Consider the following 17,238-nt stretch of genomic DNA (forward strand, 5'->3'; position numbering starts at 1 on the left):
TATTCGCGTCAATTTGCGTTCATTTGCGGACCCTCCAGACACAAGGAGCGAGCGATGTTGATGAAGAGCCGAACCTCCTCGACCATGCGTGACACCGTCTACGGGCGGCTGATCCCCCAGCGTGCCGGGCGCCCCAACGACGAGTGGCTGGCGCGGATGATCGACTCCTGGTGGGGCGACGAGGGGGTGCTGCCCGCCTGGCTCGGCCTCGACTACGGCGCCTTCATGGCGATGCTCGCCCACCACTTCCCCGGCGTGGTGCTGCCCGACGCGCCGCTCAAGGAGAGCGGCGACCCCGAGCGTACGCCCGAGCGCGAGGAGCTGGTCAAACTGTTCCTGCTCCATACCGCGGGCGAGGACGCCGCGGCCGAGGGGTGGATGGCGGAGATCCTCGCCGCCGGCTGCATGGGCGGCGACCACCTGTGGCAGGACCTCGGGCTGTGGTCGCGCAAGGACCTCTCGGCGCTGATCCGCGGCAACTTCCCGACGCTCTTTGAGAAGAACGACCGCGACATGAAGTGGAAGCGCTTCTTCTACAAGCAGCTCTGCGTGCAGGAGGGGATCTACACCTGCCGCGCGCCGTCGTGCGAGGCGTGCGCCGAATACGCGGTGTGCTTCGGGCCGGAGGAATGAATCTCGAGCAGCGGGCGGTCGGGGCCTATCTGGGGATGGCGGTGGGGGACGCCCTCGGCGCCACCGTGGAGTTCCTCACCCCGCGCGAGATCCAGGTCAAGTATGGTACCCACGACGCCATCACCGGCGGCGGCTGGCTCGGCCTGAAGGCGGGGCAGGTGACCGACGACACCACCATGGCGCTGGCCCTCGGTGCGGCGATCGTCGAGGAGCAGGCGGTGGAGGCGGAGGCGGCGGCCTGGGCCTTCGACTGCTGGATGCGCGGCAAGCCGGTGGACATCGGCAACACGGTGCGCCGCGGCATCGTCCACTTCCGCCGCACCGGCGACCCCGAATCCCCGCTCAGCGAGCACGATGCCGGCAACGGCGCGGCGATGCGCACCCTGCCGGTGGCGCTCTTCACCTACGGCCGGCGCGACGAGCTGATGGTGCGCGCCTCCCGCGCCCAGGCCCACGTCACCCACCACAACCCGCTCTCCGATGCCGGAACCGAGTGCGTCAACCGGATGATCCAGCTCGGCCTGGGCGGGGTGGAGAAGCTCGACCTGCTCTACGGGCCGGTGCAGGAGCTTTCCACCGCCCAGCCCGCCCTCGCCTTCCGCCAGCGGCGCGAGGAGAACCCCAGCGGCTTCATCGTCGACACCTTGCGCGCGGTGTTCCAGGCCTTTTTCGATACCGACGACTTCGAGCAGTGTCTGATCGACGTGGTCAACCGCGGTGGGGACGCCGACACCACCGGCGCCATCGCCGGCATGATCGCCGGTGCCTACTACGGCCTCGACGGCATCCCCGAGCGCTGGCTGAAGTCCCTCGATCCCGGCGTGCGTGCCCACTGCGAACGGCAGGCCGTGGCGCTCCTCGCCGCGGGTGGGGGGCGTTGAGGGTGATCTCTTTGATCCCCAAAGCATTTTTTTCGCCATGGATCATGGAGCGTGAGGGCGCTGCGACCTCGTAGGTCGCGGCTACCGCCGCGACGAATCGGAAGCAGCGGGGTATCGGTGGATGCGCTCTTTACCGAGCAAACCGTGCCGTTCGGACGGTGCGGCGCGTGACTGGGCGATGGTGCTTCCGTTTGCGTCGGCGCGGTAGCGCCAACCTACGGCCAACGGAAGGACGAGGGAGGTGACGAGCGAACGAGGAGCCTTCATGCCCTTCATGTCTTCACCTTATGTCTGACATTTCACGGTCAAATCTTCCGTCGACCCCGGTTTCAGGCCCCGGTCGCAGGCCCGTCGGGATCGAGGGCGTCCCAGTCCAGGTCGCAGCACAACACCAGCGTCTCGCCGTCCAGCGGCAGCGCCATCGACAGCGTCACGCAGAGGTGCACGCCGGTGAGCGAGAGGTAGGGCGGCGAGGTGTACTGCTGCCCCGGCCTGGCCAGCGCCCGGCGGAAGTAGCGGCGGCGGAACCACGACGAGGCGTCCTCGTTGGCCAGCGGGGTGAAGCGCTCGTCCTGGTCCCACGCGGGGAGGATCGCCGCCACCTGATAACCACGGGCATCGAGCAGGTAGCAACGCTTCACCGCCGGCTGGTTCATCAGCCGGTAGGCGGCCACCTCCAGCTCCACCCCGGCGCCGAGCGAGGCCGCGGCGTGGTCGAAGGCGAGCCGGTAGGGGGCGAGCGCCCGCTGGCGCCGCTCCTCGCCGGTGGCCGCAAGGCCGCGGAAGGTGTCGCACAGCTCGGTCAGCCGCGGGTGCTTGGCCATCGTCTGCGGGGTGGCGGGGGCGGGGCGGGCGAAGTGGTAGCCCTGCACCATGTCCACCTCGGCGTCGATCGAGAGCAGTGCCTCCTCCTCGGTCTCCACCCCCTCGGCGAGCACCAGACTGCCCGCCTCGTGGATCAGCGAGACCAGATTGGGCAGCATCCGCCGGGCGTGGCGGTTGCTGGTCGACTGGACGATCACCGAGCGGTCGAGCTTGACGATGTCCGGGGCGAGCCGCCAGATGCGGTCGAAGTTGGAGTGGCCGGCGCCGAAGTCGTCCACCGCCACCAGACATCCGAGCCCGCGGTAGTACTCCACCGCCGCGGCGAGCCGCCCCTCGTCGTCGATCGCCCCCTCCAGGATCTCCACCACCACCCGCCGTGCCGGCAGCCCATAGTGTTCGAGCATCTCGGCGAAGAAGCTGCCGTAGCGGGCGCCGGGCAGCACCACCCGCGGGTCGGTGTTGAGAAACAGCCACCCCTCGTCGGTGGCCAGCCGCCGATGGTTGTCGACGTGCATGGCGCGGCAGACCCGGTCGAGGCGAATGATCTCCTCCTCCCCCTCGGCGCAGGCGAACACCTCCAGCGGCGAGACCGGCTCGCCCCCATCGTTGCGCGCCCGCAGCAGCGCCTCGAAGCCCACCGCGCGGTGGTGGGCCAGGCTGTAGATGGGCTGGAAGGCACTGCCCAGGCGGTAGGACTTGAAGCGGCCGTAGGCCCCCTCGGCGTCATGCTCGATGGAGCGGAACAGCCGCTGCGCGGGGGCGCCGGGGGCCGCCTCCGGCGAGGCGGGCGGGGTGGCGTCGAGGATCGGGTCGGGGTGAATCAAGGGGTCGTTCCAGCTATTGATCGGGACGGCGGCTTCCCTGCCTTCCGTGTCAGGCGGCGGCGGAGGTGGTCGCGGCGTACTCGATGAGATCGCTCCAGTCGGCCTCCACCACGCTCAGCCCCCGCTTTTCGCAGAAGCGGCGCTCCTTGGCGGTGGGCTCGGGGATCAGCACCCAGCCGGATGGCCGGGCGGCGTCGTAGATGATATCCGAGAGTACCATCCGCTGGGTGTCGCGCAGCAGACGCATACCGAGCAGCAGGTAGCGCTTGTCCTTGCGCTGCTGCTTGAGGAAGGGGGGGATCGAGAAGCCGCCCATCAGCTCGGTGATGTAGTCGACGAAGTCGGCGTCCGAGGCGATGTAGTTGGCCTCGGGCTGCGGTGAGCCGTGGGGCTTGAAGAGCACCGGCAGGGAGGTGTCCACCTCGTCGAGGCTGACCTCGCGGTAGGCGGTGCCGTCGGAGTGGAACAGCTTGAAGCGGTATTCGGTGCCGCCGATGCGGGCGACGCCGAGGATCAGGGTGTGCGGGCGGCCGCTATAGAGGTTTTGCAACTGCAGGTCGCGGTTGATGTCGACGATGTAGGGCAGTTCCCGCCCGGCCAGCCAGCGGTGCAGTTCGCTCACCGTCCATTCGGTTTCGCCGTAGAGCTTGGTGAGGAAGCGGGTGATGAATTTGCGCCCCTTCTTCAGCTCCAGGTTCATCGCCGCGCGGGGGAATTCGTACATCAGCTTGGGGGCCATCGGCCGGCCGTTGTTCATGGCGAGGATCAGGCTGTCGCTGTCGGCGGGGATCGGCTGGCCGTCCGCCACGCCGGAGACTCCGCGCAGGGCGTCGGCGCCGAGATAGGGCACCACGTCTCCGGCGTCGAGGCCGGCGAGGATCGAGTCGAAAGCGGCGTTGGTCATGGGTTCTTCTCCTGATCGGGATGGCTCCCCTGGATCCGGCTTGACAAGGCAAGCAGCGGGCCAATCGGGGAACGACTGGAAGATCGCCGGGGGACGTCCGATCCCCCGCACGGCTTTACGGCGTTGCCGACAAGCGCCGGCAGAGTGACGCACCGTTTCGGTGCGAGATGCCGATGCTTTATCCGTGCAGCTTTATCAACTTTTGGGCCAAGTCGGGGGGACGCATCGAATCAATAACTTATCGTGTTTGTCGGGATAGGTCGAGGGTGGCGGCTGTAGAGAACGCGACAGACGGAGGGGTGGGTTGTGTCGAATCGTTCGTCTCGCTCCGGGAAGGGATTCAGAAAACACCCCGGGAGGTGGTCGCCGGATCGTTTCCCGGCTCGTAAGCCCTCTCCTACGTGACTCTACCGGCTTGACGCCGCGTGTTCGATCCCGTGACATGAACGGGTGTTCACGTCCCGCAACGAGGCGTGGAGCCGATCCATTCATAACAATTGTGCGAGGGAGCCGCGATGGCGGAGGAGCGCCAGGGGCGTGTGGTGCTGGAGGGGGCGGCGGGCGCAGAGGTGCGGCGGCGGGTGATCGAATTCCTGCTGCGCCACGCCCGCGACGCCGATCGGGAGCAGCTGGAGCGGGGGCTCAGGCGCCTGCCGGCGATGTTGACCCGGCCGATGGGGGAGCGGCAGGCGGAGCGCATTGCCGAGGCGTTGCGTGGCCTCGGCGCGGAGGCCACGGTGTGGCCGGTGGTTCCCGCCTCCTCGCTCGCGCGGCGGGAAGTACCGCCACCGCCGGAGAGACCGGTCGCCCCGCCATCGACCGCCGCCGACCCCTCGCCCGTGCGGCGGGGGCCGGCCTTCCTGCATGTCGGTGGCCGCCGCCAACTGGCCATGGTCGCGCTGTTGCTGATCGTGGTCGGGGTGGTTCTCGGCTCCGACGTCTTGCGCTACCGGTTGCTCCTGCGGCTCGGTCTGGTGGATACGGTGGAGGCGGTCACCGGCAGGCGGGTGGTCACCGAGAACGAGATCCACGGCAGCTGGTACTACACCCGCGGCAATGCCGACGATGCGCCTCCCGCCGCCCCGGGGACGATCACCGCGGCGGCGCTGGTGCGCGAGGCCGAGGCGCCGTTCCGCGTCCCCGCCGACCGGCGGTTGACTGCCGGCATGGTCGAGGGGGTGCGCGCCTTCAGCCGCCTCTTCGCGCCGCAAGCGCCCCTCCCGGAGGTGAGCGAACAGAGCGAGCCGCTCGGCGAGGGGCGCTACCGGATCACCCTCACCGAAGGGGCGGCGCACTACCCGCTGGAGCTCTCCAACCGTCCGCCCGCGGTGGCGGCCAACCTGACGGCGGTGGAGGCGGCCTTTGCCAAGCTCCTCGCCGGCGATGGGCGCGACGCGCTGAGCCACCACCTCGCCGACCAGCAGGCGGTAGTGGGGGCGGAGGTCTACTTCGACTACGGCCGGCTGATCGAGCACTCCCTTGACCTCGACCAGGCGCTGCGCAGCGGCGAGCAGGGGGCGGGGGCGCTGCTCGGGCTCTCCCGCCAGTGGGCCTGGGCGGCGCTGTTCAAGCAGCCGCTGTTCGGCGGCGAAAACGCCGAACTGGCCGCCCGCCAGGCGCTCGCCTACTACCTGCTGGGGGCCACCTTTGCGCCGGCGGCGGCGGCCGAGGTGCGTCCCACCTTGCTGCTTGCCCTGGGCTACCCGGACGCGGCGCTGCGCCAGTTGGAGCGTGACGGCCGGCAGGACTACGAGGCGCGGCTGCTGCGTGCCTACATCACCCGCGACGTCGACGGCCTGGCGGCGCTGTGGGCGAGCGGCGAGGGCAAGCCGCGGCTCAACGGTTTCCTCCTCGCCGCCGCCTGTTACGACACCGAGCTGACCGAGCGGGCGCGGGCGCTGTTCGATCTGTTGGCCGATGCCTTTCCCGAGGCGCGCCCGCTCCAGCTCTATTACGGCGCGCGGGGCTCGGTGGCGCAAAACCGCCGCGGGCTCACCGACTATCCGCTGGATGTGGTGGAGGATCACCTCGTCCTGGCACAGCGGCTGTTCGACCTGTCGGCGGTTACCGCGGAGGCGGGGTTCGAGACGCTGGCGCGCAGTCAGGTGGACTCGGATGACGCCGCGGAGAAGTGGGTGGCGGTCCACCAGCGGTTGTTCGCCGATGCGCCCCACCTCAAGCGCGGCGGCGCCTTGCTGGCGGCGGCGACCCTGGGGCGGTGGTTGCGCGGGGAGATGGCCGAGGCGCTCTACTACCGCCATCAGCTGGAGTCGCGGGTGCTGTCCCGCGGTGCGGAGGCACGCAAGTGGCGCGAGCGGGTGGCGCGAATCTACGGCGACAGCCCGCTGACCCGCACCCTGACCCTGATGGAGCACCATCAGCAGGGGGACTACCAGGCGGTGCGCAGCGGCCGTGACGATGGTCGGCTGGCGGCCGCCACCGGCATGGAGCTCGAGGCCGACGTGGTGGCCGACCTGAAGTGGCTGCGCGATGTCGTCGACTACCCCTACCGACTGCGCATGCTGGAGCGGTTGCACCAACGCCTGCTGCCCAACGCCGAGGGGTGGCGGCGGCTTGCCGGCTACTACCGTCAGCTGCTCCTGCGCCCGCTGGCGGCACGCGCGGAGCGCAACGCCATCGCGCTGTTCCCGAGCGACCCCGCCGCCTACGTCGAGTGGCTGAAGGACGATGGCGCGGCGGCGGAGGCGGCCGGGGTCGGGCCGGTCGAGCGGCAGCCGTGGGTACTGGTGGCGCTCGGCAATCGGCGTTGGGACGCCGGGGACAAGGCGGCGGCGGAGGCGCGTTTTCGCGAGGCGCTGCGCCTCGCCCCGGAGGATTCGGCCGCCTACTGGCAGCTCGGCGAGCTGCTGGAGGGCGAGGGGCGCCTCGACGAGGCGGCGGCGGTGTGGAACCGCTACCTGGAGAACGGCGACCAGTCGCTGACCGGTGGGCGGGCGGCGGGGCACGTCGCCGACATCTATCTCAAGCAGGGGAAGATCGAGGAGGCCCTTGCACTGTGGGGCGAGGCCAAAGAGAACGGCTCCGGCGGCGCCATGAACGGCTTCGCCCGCGCCAGCGAGGCGGCGGGCAACGTGCTGGAGGCGGAGCGCTGGTTTCAGCAGGCCGCCGAGCGCTACCCCACCTCGGTCGCGCCCGGCCGGCTGGCCGTCTTCTATCTGCGCCAGGGCGACCGGGCGAGCGCGTTGAAGGTGTTGCGCGCCTTCCGCCGCTACAACCGCGACGACCTCTATGCCGGTGTGCTGATCGACCACTTTGCCGAGCGGGGCGAGCCGGGTGGTGCGCTCGCCCTCGCCCTGGAGGCGGACGGCGGAGAGTACGCGCAGGGGGTGATCCCGCGTTTCTATGCCGCCTACAGCCGGCGCGGGCTGCATCGCGAGGCGGCCGCGGCCTACAAACGCCTGCTCGATGCGCAGGGGCACCCCGACGTCAACCAGGCCTACTTTTACGGCGCGTTTTACCTGAAGTCGCTGGCGCAGAGCGATGGCGGCATCCCGCCGCAGGCGCTCGCCGGGCTGCTCGACCGCCTCGCCGTCAGTCCCCGGGTGGTCGAGTACCTGGGCATCAACCTGCTCAAGCTGGGGGTCTACGACGCCGCCTACGAGACCTTCAAGCGGCGCTTCGAGATCTCCCCCCAGCGGCGCGACATCGAGGTGATGATGATGGCCCTTGCGCGCCGCCTCGGCGACCTCCAGCGCGACCGCAGCGAGATCCTCGAGCGGCTGGCGCAGTCCGGCGCCGACGCCTGGATCGACACCCGCGTCCACTACCTGCTGGGCGACCTGGAGGAGGACGCGCTGCTGCCCTACGCCAACACCCCCAACCGCCGCTGCGAGGTGCTCTACCTGCTCGGCGCGGTGCGCGCCGAATCCGGCGACCCCGCCGGCGGCATCCCGCTACTGGCCGCGGCGCTGGCCACCGGCGCCCATCGCAACGTGGAGATCGTCTATGCCCATGAGATGCTCGAACGGTTCGGCGGCTGAGCGCGCCGCGCCGCGGGGAGGGAGGGCGCGGCTCGGCGGCGCGCTGCTCGCGCTCGCGCTCGCCGCTCCGGTGCAGGCCCTCGACGGCGACGCGCTGCTGGAGTACTTCCGCAACGATACCCACCGTCTGCGCCCGGCCGACAACAGCGCGCGCCTCGCCAAGGTGGTGGCGCGGGTCACCGGCCTGCCGCTGGGCCCGCCGGTGGCGATCGTCGAACTGCCGCGGGAGGAGGCGCGCGGGCGCCTCGACGCGCCGCGCATCGACGACCCGGAGGCGGCACGGGTGGCCGAGGGGGAGAGCCGGCTGCTGCGCCACTTCGGCCTGCTCGGCGACGGGGAGAGCTACGGCGACTGGTTCCAGCGGGTCGGCAGCCGCGGTACCCAGGGGCTCTACCTCCCCGACGCCGGCCACATCCTGCTGGTGAGCGGGATCGGCTCGCGCGCCCAGACCCGGGTGCTGCTCCACGAACTGGTCCACGCCGCGCAGGACCGCTCCACCTCGCTGGTCGCGCTGCAGCGCGACCACGCCGCGACGCTCGACCAGACCCTCGCCCTCTCCGCGCTGGTGGAGGGGCAGGCGGAGCTGGCGCCGGTGCTGATCCAGGTCGATCGCGCCCGATCACAGCTCGAAGGGCAGGACCCGGTCGCGCTCCTCAGCGCGCGCTACGAGGAGCTGCTGGGCGGTCTGGACGACGGCCTCGGGACACTCGATGCGCTGGTCGGTTTTCCCTATTCCTTCGGCCCCTACCTGGTGATCAACCGTCTCGGTGAGAAGGGAACGGCGGGGTTCGCCGGCATGCTGCGCGACCCACCGGCGACCACCGAGCAGGTGCTCCACGGGGAGAAGCTGGCGCGGCGCGAGGCGGCGCTGCCGGTGCGGCTGAGCGCGCGTGCCGATGCCCTGGCCAGGGCCCTCGGCGCCGACAGCCGGTATGGCACCAGCGCCGGCGAATACTTCATCCGCACCCTGTTGGCGCCGCTGGCGCCGGAGCAACGGGCCGCGGCGGCGGCGGGCTGGGGCGGCGACCGGCTGTTGCTGGTGGGGCGCAAGGGGCGCGGCGACCTGCTGGTGTGGGACACCCGCTGGGACAGCCCGGCGGATGCCGAGGAGTTCCGCCAGGGCTACCTCGCCTGGGCCAAGGAGCGCCTCGGCGTCGCCGCAGGGGAGCGGGTCGCACCCTTTGACTTCGTCGCTCCCGGCCTGCTGCTGCATGCCGCAGGGGACCGGGTGCTGATCGTCGAGGGGGAGGGGGCGGAGGAGGAGCGGACCCGGCGGGCGGTCGCCGGCGTCCTATAGGGCGGCCCGTGGCCGCCGTGCCGAGCGAAGGCACTTCGCAGGCCGTTCGGCGGGATGCGTCGAGGATGGCCGCTTCGATTACCACGGCGCGCATGGCGCGCCCTATAGGGCGGCCTGTGGCCGCCGTGTCGAGCGAAGGCGCTTCGTGGACCGCTCGGTAGGAACTCGTTGAGGAAGAGGCCTCGACCACCACAGCGCGCGCGGCACGCCCTGTGAGCGTCCCCCGCCGGGTCATGTCGCTGTAATCCCTATCTGATATACATCCCCGCCCGTCTCGCGTTGTCCCCCGCCACCCGCTGTGGGAATATAGCGCCGACCTCCCGGCTTTCCCGCGGCACACCCCATAACCACAACACGCCGCCTCGACCCACTGAGGAACGTTTCGTGAACTGGTTCTCCCGCCTCAGCATCCGCTGGAAGCTGCAGTTCGGCTTTTTCGCCGTAACCATGATCACCACGATCTACAACCGCTGGCTGGCCGCCGGTGCCCTCGGCGAATCGGTGGACATCGCCCGCCACGGCGGGGCACCGGCGGGGGTGGTGGAGGGGTTGGTGGCCGCCCGCGACACCTTCATCTTCAATGCGGTGTGGGAGTCGGCGCTGGAACTGTCGGTACAGTTCATCGTCATCGCGGTGGTGGCCAACCTCTTCGTCCGTCCGATGCACGAGCTGATCGTCGCCCTCAAGGAGGTGGAGGCGGGGGACCTCACCCGCCGCGTGGAGATCGCAAGCCTGGACGAGCTGGGACGCATCGGCCGCCACTTCAACGCGATGGTCGACAAGCTGCGCGCGATCCTCAACCAGGTGGACGGCGGCGCCCGCTCAATGGGCCAGTCGGCCTACCAGATCTCGGCGATCGCCCACGAAATCGCCGAGGTGGGCAAGCACGAACAGGCCCGCTCCGACGAGGTGCGCGGGGTGACCGATCGCCTCGCCGGGGTCTCCCAATCGGTGCAGGGGCGCGCCGAGGCGGCCACCGAGCAGGCCCGGGCGATGGCCGAGCAGGCTCGTCAGGGGGTCGCCGCGGTGGAGGAGAACCTGCGCGAGATGGAGCGCACCAACGGCGAGGTCTCGGCGGTGGCCGAGGAGATGGGGCTCCTTTCCGACACCGCCGAGCAGATCAACACCATCACCGGCACCATCTCCCAGATCGCCGATCAGACCAACCTGCTGGCGCTCAACGCCGCCATCGAGGCGGCGCGGGCCGGCGACCATGGTCGTGGATTCGCGGTAGTCGCCGACGAGGTGCGGGCGCTCGCCGCCAACACCTCCAGCTCCGCCCACGAGATCGACGAGATCATCAGTACCCTGCGCGGGCGGGTCGGCAGGGCGGTGGAGGCGATGCGGGAGGTCGCCACGCGGGTGGCGGCGAGCGGCGAACGGGCGCGCAGCACCGCCGCGGTGATCGAGGGGATGGGCACCGGGGTTGCATCGGTGGTCGGTGGGGCCGAGGCGATCGCCGGCGAGAGCCGTCAGCAGATCGAGGCCCTGGGGGCGCTCCAGGAGACCCTGGAGCGGCTCTTCGAGACCCTCGGCTCCAGCTCCGCCAAGGTGGAGGTGACCGCCGACATCGGCGACAGCCTGTACAAGTTGACCGAGGAGATGGATGCGATCATCTCCGGTTTCACCTTCCGCGAGGTGCTGCGCAACGAGCGGGCGCCGGGAGAGAAGCGGCGCCTCCCGCGACTGGAGCGCAATCTGGTCACCGCGGTGAACCAGGGGGAGTTCCGCCTGGAGGGGATTACCCAGGACATCAGCCTGGAGGGGGCCCGCCTGCAACTGCCGCGGGCGCTCCCCGAGGAGCGGGGAACGGTGACGCTGAAGTTGCGCCTGCCCTACGAGGACGAGAAGGCGTTCCGCAACCAGACCCCGCTGGCGCTGAGCGCCGAGATCCAGTGGTATCGGGGCCACGGCGGGGAGCACCATTACGGCCTGCATTTCCGCGAGCTCGACGAGCGCACCCGGGAGCGGGTCAAGGGGATCTTCGCCTTCTTCAACACCGAGTACGAGTTCAGTGCCAGTGCGCAAAGTTGAGATGCCCGGCTGCGTTTGTCGGGGGCGTCGTCGGTGGTGACGCTCCGATTGGCAGGGCACCGAAGGTGTGGAAGGAATACACTCTCCCGAACCCCGATCCAGGCAAATCGCCATCGTGAATCCGCTCTCCGACAAGGCCCGTTTCCTGATCGACCGCGCACTGTTGGCCGGAGAGGAGCGGCGGGCGGTGCAGCTCTATCGGGAGGATACGGGGGGCGGGGCCGGTGACGCGCGCGCCTATGTGCGGGGGCGGCGCGAGGCGCTACGCGCCGAACGACCCCACCTCTTCCGCGCAGAGGGGCAGCGCCCGCCGTACTCGTCGACGGCCTCACCCAAGCACTCGCGGCATTTCCGTCCCCTGCGCTGGCTGGCGGTGGCGGCGGTGCTCTTCTTCTTTCTCCGACCCTGGTTCGCGCCGCTCCAGCGGGGTGTCGAGCAGACCCTCCACGCGGATGGCCCGCTCGCCGAACGGTTGACCGATCGGGTGAGGGCGGTCGGCCAGGGCCTCGATCAAGCGTCGGACGTCGCACCTACCTCCGCCACCGGAGCCCCCGCGTCGCGGCGTTCCGTCCTGCCGGCGCGGGAGCCCGATCCCGTCTCCCCGACAGCGGTGACGGGGGAGGCAGTCCGCCGCGTTGCCGTCGAGCCTGCCGCCGCGGCTGCCCCCGTGCCGGAGATCGTTCCGACCGAGGCGCCGCGGGGTCCGCTGCCGCTGCTTACCGCCGACGGCGACGGCCTGACCATCGACCTCTACCGCGACTTCCGCTACCTCACCCGTGGCTCGCCCCTCGGCCTCGCCTCCGCTCAGAGTCCGCTGCACCTCGCCGCACAGCGGCCGGCGGAGCTGGGTCGGGAGCCCGCCTACCGGGGAACACCGTTCTACGGGAGGCTGCCCCTCGGCAGTGGCCCCCACAGCCGAATCGTGGTCGCCCTCGACGCCGCCGGCGAACCGTGGCGCTTCTACGTCGACCGCAATCTGAACCATGACCTCAGCGACGACGGCCCGCCGGTGGAGAAGGCACCCAACGGTCGCGGCGCCGCCGGTGTGGAACTCGATCTCAACATCCCGCTGAAGGACGAGGCGACTACCCGCCCCTATCGGGTGTGGCTGTTCGCCCGCTACCAGGAGCAGCGCTGGCGGGCCGCCTTCTACGCCCGCTGCCACTATGCCGCCCGCCTGCGCCTCGGCCGCGGGATCTACACCGCGGTGGCCTTCGAGCAGCGCCGGCACGACGGCCGCTTCGCCGACGACGGCCTGTGGATCGACCTGGACCGCGATGGCAAGCTGGTGCCCGCCGAACACTTCGCCGACGGCGACCGCGTCACTGTCGACGGCCACCGTTACCTTCTGCGATTGACCTACCGATGAGCATCGAAATCTCCCCCGCCGACGCCGACGAGATCCCCCAACTGTGTGATCTCCTGGACCTGCTGTTCACCCAGGAGGCGGAGTTTCGGCCGGACCGTGCCGTCCAGGCCCGCGGCCTGCGGCGGATCATCGAGGCGCCCGCGGTGGGGCGGATCCTGGTGGCGCGGGAGGAGGGGCGGGTGGTCGGCATGGTCAACCTGTTGTTCACCGTGAGCACCGCCCTCGGCGCTCCGGTGGGGCTGCTCGAGGACATGGTGGTCCACCCCGAACGGCGCGGCGGCGGTATCGGCTCGCGCCTGTTGGAGGCCGCCGTCGAACTCGCCGAGGGGGCGGGCTGCGGGCGCATCACCCTGCTCACCGACCGCAGCAACGAGGCCGCCCAGCGCTACTACCGGCGGCACGGCTTCGAACGCTCCGCAATGATCCCGATGCGAAGGGTACTCGACGGGAGGGGGAACGCATGACCGGACACGCCACGGTACAACTCGATATCCCGGTGATCCAGTCCACCCGGCTGTTCACCGGCTTCAGCGCCTTCGAGATCCGCCTGCTGTTCGGCGAGTGCGGCCACACCCGCGGCTGCGACGATGGCGAGGTGATCATCGAGGCGGGCAGCCAGGGGCGGGATATCTACCTGCTGCCGGCGGGGAGCGTGAAGACCGAGATCCCGCTGCCGCCTTATGCCCCCGCCACCCTGGCGACCCTCGGCGCCCCCACCACCTTCGGAGAGATCTCCTATCTGGACGGGCGCGAGCGCAGCGCCACCGTGCGTGCCCACGGCCGACTGACCCTTCACGTGCTCTCCGGGGAGCGGCTCGATGCCCTGTTTCTCGACCTGCCTCACACCCGGGCGAAGCTGCACCACAACATCGCCCTCTCGCTGGCCGACATCGTGCGCACCTACACCCGCAACTTCCACGACGGCGTGATGAAGCTGCGCACCGCCCAGAATCAGTCCTCCAACCAGGCGGCGAGCAAGTACTACGACATGATCTCGCGCCTTGCCGGGAACATCTGCTGACGGGCTGGCCGCGACAACGACGAAGGCCCCGCCCGTTGCCGGGTGGGGCCTTCGTCGTTGTCGCCCCGGGGGGGGCGATCAGGGCCGCTTCGGCGGACGGCTGGTCAGCAGATCCATGAAGTTGCGCCCGTCCGGGGTGCGGAAGCCGGCGATTCGCGCCATGGTTGAGCGCTCGTCGTCTGCGCCGCGGGTGTTGGTTGCGGTGCTCTCCGACGACGGGCTGAGGTAGTTCTCCACCAGTTGATCCAGCGCGAACCAGAGCAGCATCCCGTCCTCGGTGGCCGGGTCGCTGCTGTCGATGGTCAGTGAGGTGGTGGAGCTTTCGCCGCCGGGGCAGGATACCGACGAGGTGTTCTCCAGCGGATAGCGGTTCATCGAGAGGTTGATCCCGACGTGGCGGACCGGGTCGTAGAAGATGTAGGTCTGGTACCCCTGCATCAGCCCGCCGTGGCCGAGGAAGTCGTTGATCTTGATGATCCCCAGCCCGTAGTAGACCGGGTAGCCCGAGTACATCTGGTTCAGATCCTGCACCCGCTGGGCGAGCACCTCCGGGGTCAACATGTCCCCCTCGGCGAAGTGCCGGCCCCAGTTGGTCAGGTCGTACATGTTGGAGACCACGGTCCCGGAGGCCCAGGCGATGGAGGGGTCGATGAAGGTGGTGTCGTCGGTGGGGTCGAAGACGTGGTTGCCGTTGTAGTCCACGTAGCCGTGGGCGTAGGCCCCGGCGATGGAGGGGTCCTCCGGCATGCCGGTGTGGGCCATGCGCAGCGGTGCCAGCAGATACTGATGGAGCGCCTCGGGCAGCGACTTGCCGGTCACCTGCTCGATGATCATGCCGAGGATCAGGTAGTTGGTGTTGGAGTAGTGGTAGCCGGCGCCGGGCTCATTGTAGGCGGGCATGCCGGTCGCCAGGTCGAGCAGTTGCTGGCGGGTGTACATCTCCAGCGGATCGGTCTGCATGCCGTTCTGGATCGAGGTGCACTGGACGTAGTCGTAGATGCCGCTGGTGTGGGCGAGCAACTGGCGGATGGTGATCTGCGCGGCGTTGGGGACCTCCGGCAGCCACTGGCTCAGGTGGTCGTTGTCCAGGCTGAGCCGGCCTTCGCCGACCAGCTCCAGGATGGTGGTGGCGACGAAGGTCTTGCTGATGCTGCCGACGCGGAAGCGGTCGGGGTGGTGCATCGGGCGGTTGGAGTCGACGCGCGAGGTTCCGGCCACCCCGTACCAGGTCTTGCCGTCGACGGTCACCTGGGCGATGGCGCCGGGGCGCTGGTAGTAGCTGACCAGCCGCCCGACGAACGCTTCGAGCTGGGCCGCCAGCGTCGCGTCGAAACCGGGGTCGCTGTAGCTCTCGGCGTTGTCGGCGAGCGGCTCCACGTGGGTGAGCTGGAAGAGCCCGGTGGCGGGGTCCGCGGTGAGGTCGGCGGAGTAGGTGGCGTCGTCCGTCTGTACCCACGGCAGCCGCAGGAGCCCTGCGCTGTCGAACAGCGGCTGTGGCTGGGAGGCGGTCTTGAACGGCAGGGTGGTTTCCGCCGAGGTGTCGGTGGTGGTGGCCTCCTCGGCGTGGAGCGCGGTGGCGCCGAGCAGGGCGAGCGCGGAGGCGAACAGGGGTAGGTTGGGTGCCTTCTTCATGGCGATCATCTTCCTCTCCTTGGTGAATTTCCCGCTCAAGCTAGTGAGCGGTGCGCTGGCTGTCAAGCGGCCCCGCAGCAAATCGGCAAGGCAGTGAAAATCTCGGAAAATTGTGTCGTTGATCCCGTCGCCATCGGCGTCCCGTTTCGCTGATGGGCGGTTTTTTCGAAGAGACCGTGGGGGCGGGGCGTTGCGCTGCCGGTGTGGGGAACCGGGCGATGGGCAACGCCGGGTTGGGGGAACGGCTACCACGTGAGCCGTGGTAGCCGGGGCAGGGTTATCCCACCTTGGGCAGTCGGTGGAGCGCCGCCTCGATCTCCTCCTCCGGATAGGCGTAGTCCTCCAGCTCGCCGCTGAAGTAGCGGTCGTAGGCGCCCATGTCGAAGTGGCCGTGGCCGGAGAGGTTGAAGAACAGCGTCTTCGCCTCGCCGCTCTCCTTGCAGCGGCGCGCCTCGTCGATGCAGGCGGCGATGGCGTGGTTGGACTCCGGTGCCGGGATGATCCCCTCGTGCTGGGCGAACAGCACGCCGGCCTCGAAGGTGGCGTTCTGCTTCACCGCCACCGCCTCGATCAGCTGCTCGTTGTAGAGCTGGGAGACCAGTGCCGAGTCGCCGTGGTAGCGCAGTCCGCCGGCGTGGATGCCGGGCGGCACGAAGTCGTGGCCGAGGGTGTACATCTTGAGCAGCGGGGTGAGTCCCACCGAGTCGCCGAAGTCGTAGGCGTAGTGGCCGCGGGTCAGCGTCGGGCAGGAGGCGGGCTCTACCGCCACCAGCCGGATCTCCTTGCCGGCGGCCTTGTCGGCGAAGAAGGGGAAGGCGGCGCCGCCGAAGTTGGAGCCGCCGCCGCAGGGGGCGAAGATCATGTCGGGGTAGTCGCCCACCTTCTCGAACTGCTTCTTCGCCTCCAGGCCGATGACGGTCTGGTGGAGCAGCACGTGGTTGAGCACCGAGCCCAGCGCGTAGTTGGTGTCGGGGCGCGAGGCCGCCTCCTCCGCCGCCTCGGAGATGGCGATGCCGAGCGAGCCGGGGGAGTCGGGGTGTTCGGCGAGGATCTTGCGTCCGGCGGCGGTGTGGGTCGACGGGCTGGCGATCACCTCGCCGCCCCAGGTGTGCATCATCGAGCGGCGGAACGGCTTCTGCTCGTAGCTCACCTTGACCATGTAGACGCGGACCTCCAGCCCGAACATCTTGCCGACCATGGAGAGCGAGGAGCCCCACTGGCCGGCGCCGGTCTCGGTGGCGAGCCGTTTGATGCCCGCCTCCTTGTTGTAGTAGGCCTGGGCCACCGCGGTGTTGGGCTTGTGCGAGCCGGCGGGGCTGACCCCCTCGTACTTGTAGTAGATCCTCGCCGGGGTCCCCAGGGCCTGCTCCAGGCGGTGGGCGCGGAACATCGGCGCGGGCCGCCACAACTGGTAGATCTCGCGCACCTTCTCCGGGATCTCGATCCAGCGTTCGGCCGAGACCTCCTGCTCGATCAGCGACATCGGAAAGATCGCGGTGAGCGCCTCGGGACCGATCGGATTTCCGTCGGGGCCGAGCACGGGCGCCGGGGCGTTGGGCATGTCGGCGACGACGTTGTACCAGTGGGTGGGGATCTCGGACTCGTCGAGCAGGATCTTGGTCTGGCTCATGGGTTTCCTCGCTAAGGTTCTCGGAGTGGGCGCCCGCGGGGCGGGCGGTATGGTCCCTTGTGGATCGTGTTGTTGTTCGTTCATGCGGCAACGTCTTCGCGTTCCTCGGCCAATCCTAACCGAAGCGTCGCGGTCGGTCATCGGACGTGAACGAACGGTTGACGAAGTGTCGCAACACTGGGAGACT

12 protein-coding genes are annotated in these 17,238 nt (G+C 69.7%); 8 read left to right on the top strand and 4 right to left on the bottom strand.

Annotated elements, in window-relative coordinates:
- Nucleotides 1–60: 60 nt before the first annotated feature.
- Nucleotides 61–633: a nitrogen fixation protein NifQ gene (locus tag ACYQ2W_RS06375; RefSeq protein ID WP_459864389.1), complete on the top strand. Its 573-nt coding sequence runs from the start codon at nt 61–63 to the stop codon at nt 631–633.
- Nucleotides 630–1,514 (top strand): ADP-ribosyl-[dinitrogen reductase] hydrolase, encoded by an 885-nt coding sequence (gene draG, locus ACYQ2W_RS06380; protein WP_459864391.1) that lies wholly within the window; start codon nt 630–632, stop codon nt 1,512–1,514. The genes ACYQ2W_RS06375 and draG overlap by 4 nt, the downstream gene beginning before the upstream one ends.
- Nucleotides 1,515–1,843: 329 nt before the next feature.
- Here draG and ACYQ2W_RS06385 read toward each other — a convergent pair whose 3' ends face one another.
- Both ACYQ2W_RS06385 and ACYQ2W_RS06390 read right to left on the bottom strand, forming a co-directional pair.
- Nucleotides 1,844–3,163 carry a sensor domain-containing phosphodiesterase gene (locus ACYQ2W_RS06385; protein ID WP_459864393.1) on the bottom strand — a complete coding sequence of 440 codons (1,320 nt, stop codon included), beginning with the start codon at nt 3,161–3,163 and terminating at the stop codon, nt 1,844–1,846.
- 49 nt (nt 3,164–3,212) lie between these two features.
- Complete coding sequence (locus ACYQ2W_RS06390; protein WP_459864395.1) at nt 3,213–4,067, bottom strand: SIR2 family protein; 855 nt, start codon at nt 4,065–4,067, stop codon at nt 3,213–3,215.
- A gap of 515 nt (nt 4,068–4,582) precedes the next feature.
- Here ACYQ2W_RS06390 and ACYQ2W_RS06395 point away from each other — a divergent pair.
- The 6 genes from ACYQ2W_RS06395 to ACYQ2W_RS06420 all read left to right on the top strand — a co-directional run bounded on the left by ACYQ2W_RS06395 (nt 4,583) and on the right by ACYQ2W_RS06420 (nt 13,789).
- On the top strand, nt 4,583–8,068 hold the full coding sequence (locus ACYQ2W_RS06395; protein ID WP_459864397.1) for a tetratricopeptide repeat protein: 3,486 nt from the start codon (nt 4,583–4,585) through the stop codon (nt 8,066–8,068).
- On the top strand, nt 8,040–9,365 hold the full coding sequence (locus ACYQ2W_RS06400) for a hypothetical protein (RefSeq protein ID WP_459864400.1): 1,326 nt from the start codon (nt 8,040–8,042) through the stop codon (nt 9,363–9,365). The genes ACYQ2W_RS06395 and ACYQ2W_RS06400 overlap by 29 nt, the downstream gene beginning before the upstream one ends.
- Nucleotides 9,366–9,749: 384 nt before the next feature.
- Nucleotides 9,750–11,399 carry a methyl-accepting chemotaxis protein gene (locus ACYQ2W_RS06405; RefSeq protein ID WP_459864402.1) on the top strand — a complete coding sequence of 550 codons (1,650 nt, stop codon included), beginning with the start codon at nt 9,750–9,752 and terminating at the stop codon, nt 11,397–11,399.
- Nucleotides 11,400–11,514: 115 nt separating this feature from the next.
- On the top strand, nt 11,515–12,768 hold the full coding sequence (locus ACYQ2W_RS06410) for a hypothetical protein (RefSeq protein ID WP_459864404.1): 1,254 nt from the start codon (nt 11,515–11,517) through the stop codon (nt 12,766–12,768).
- On the top strand, nt 12,765–13,232 hold the full coding sequence (locus ACYQ2W_RS06415; protein WP_459864407.1) for a GNAT family N-acetyltransferase: 468 nt from the start codon (nt 12,765–12,767) through the stop codon (nt 13,230–13,232). The genes ACYQ2W_RS06410 and ACYQ2W_RS06415 overlap by 4 nt, the downstream gene beginning before the upstream one ends.
- On the top strand, nt 13,229–13,789 hold the full coding sequence (locus tag ACYQ2W_RS06420) for a cyclic nucleotide-binding domain-containing protein (protein ID WP_459864409.1): 561 nt from the start codon (nt 13,229–13,231) through the stop codon (nt 13,787–13,789). The genes ACYQ2W_RS06415 and ACYQ2W_RS06420 overlap by 4 nt, the downstream gene beginning before the upstream one ends.
- 78 nt (nt 13,790–13,867) lie before the next feature.
- Here the strand turns inward: ACYQ2W_RS06420 and ACYQ2W_RS06425 are convergent, their stop codons facing one another.
- Together ACYQ2W_RS06425 and ACYQ2W_RS06430 are read right to left on the bottom strand one after the other, a co-directional pair.
- Complete coding sequence (locus ACYQ2W_RS06425) at nt 13,868–15,430, bottom strand: serine hydrolase domain-containing protein (RefSeq protein ID WP_459864411.1); 1,563 nt, start codon at nt 15,428–15,430, stop codon at nt 13,868–13,870.
- 268 nt (nt 15,431–15,698) lie between these two features.
- Nucleotides 15,699–17,051 carry a TrpB-like pyridoxal phosphate-dependent enzyme gene (locus ACYQ2W_RS06430; protein WP_459864413.1) on the bottom strand — a complete coding sequence of 451 codons (1,353 nt, stop codon included), beginning with the start codon at nt 17,049–17,051 and terminating at the stop codon, nt 15,699–15,701.
- Between the last annotated feature and the right edge of the window lie 187 nt (nt 17,052–17,238).

This window comes from Endothiovibrio diazotrophicus (assembly GCF_054657215.1).

Bases quoted from the DNA above. Each gene is read 5' to 3' on its own strand.
- ACYQ2W_RS06400 (WP_459864400.1), top strand. From the start codon at position 8,040: ATGAGATGCTCGAACGGTTCGGCGGCTGAGCGCGCCGCGCCGCGGGGA.
- ACYQ2W_RS06425 (WP_459864411.1), bottom strand. From the start codon at position 15,430: ATGATCGCCATGAAGAAGGCACCCAACCTACCCCTGTTCGCCTCCGCG.
- ACYQ2W_RS06395 (WP_459864397.1), top strand. From the start codon at position 4,583: ATGGCGGAGGAGCGCCAGGGGCGTGTGGTGCTGGAGGGGGCGGCGGGC.
- ACYQ2W_RS06415 (WP_459864407.1), top strand. From the start codon at position 12,765: ATGAGCATCGAAATCTCCCCCGCCGACGCCGACGAGATCCCCCAACTG.
- ACYQ2W_RS06420 (WP_459864409.1), top strand. From the start codon at position 13,229: ATGACCGGACACGCCACGGTACAACTCGATATCCCGGTGATCCAGTCC.
- ACYQ2W_RS06430 (WP_459864413.1), bottom strand. From the start codon at position 17,051: ATGAGCCAGACCAAGATCCTGCTCGACGAGTCCGAGATCCCCACCCAC.
- ACYQ2W_RS06375 (WP_459864389.1), top strand. From the start codon at position 61: ATGAAGAGCCGAACCTCCTCGACCATGCGTGACACCGTCTACGGGCGG.
- ACYQ2W_RS06390 (WP_459864395.1), bottom strand. From the start codon at position 4,067: ATGACCAACGCCGCTTTCGACTCGATCCTCGCCGGCCTCGACGCCGGA.
- draG (WP_459864391.1), top strand. From the start codon at position 630: ATGAATCTCGAGCAGCGGGCGGTCGGGGCCTATCTGGGGATGGCGGTG.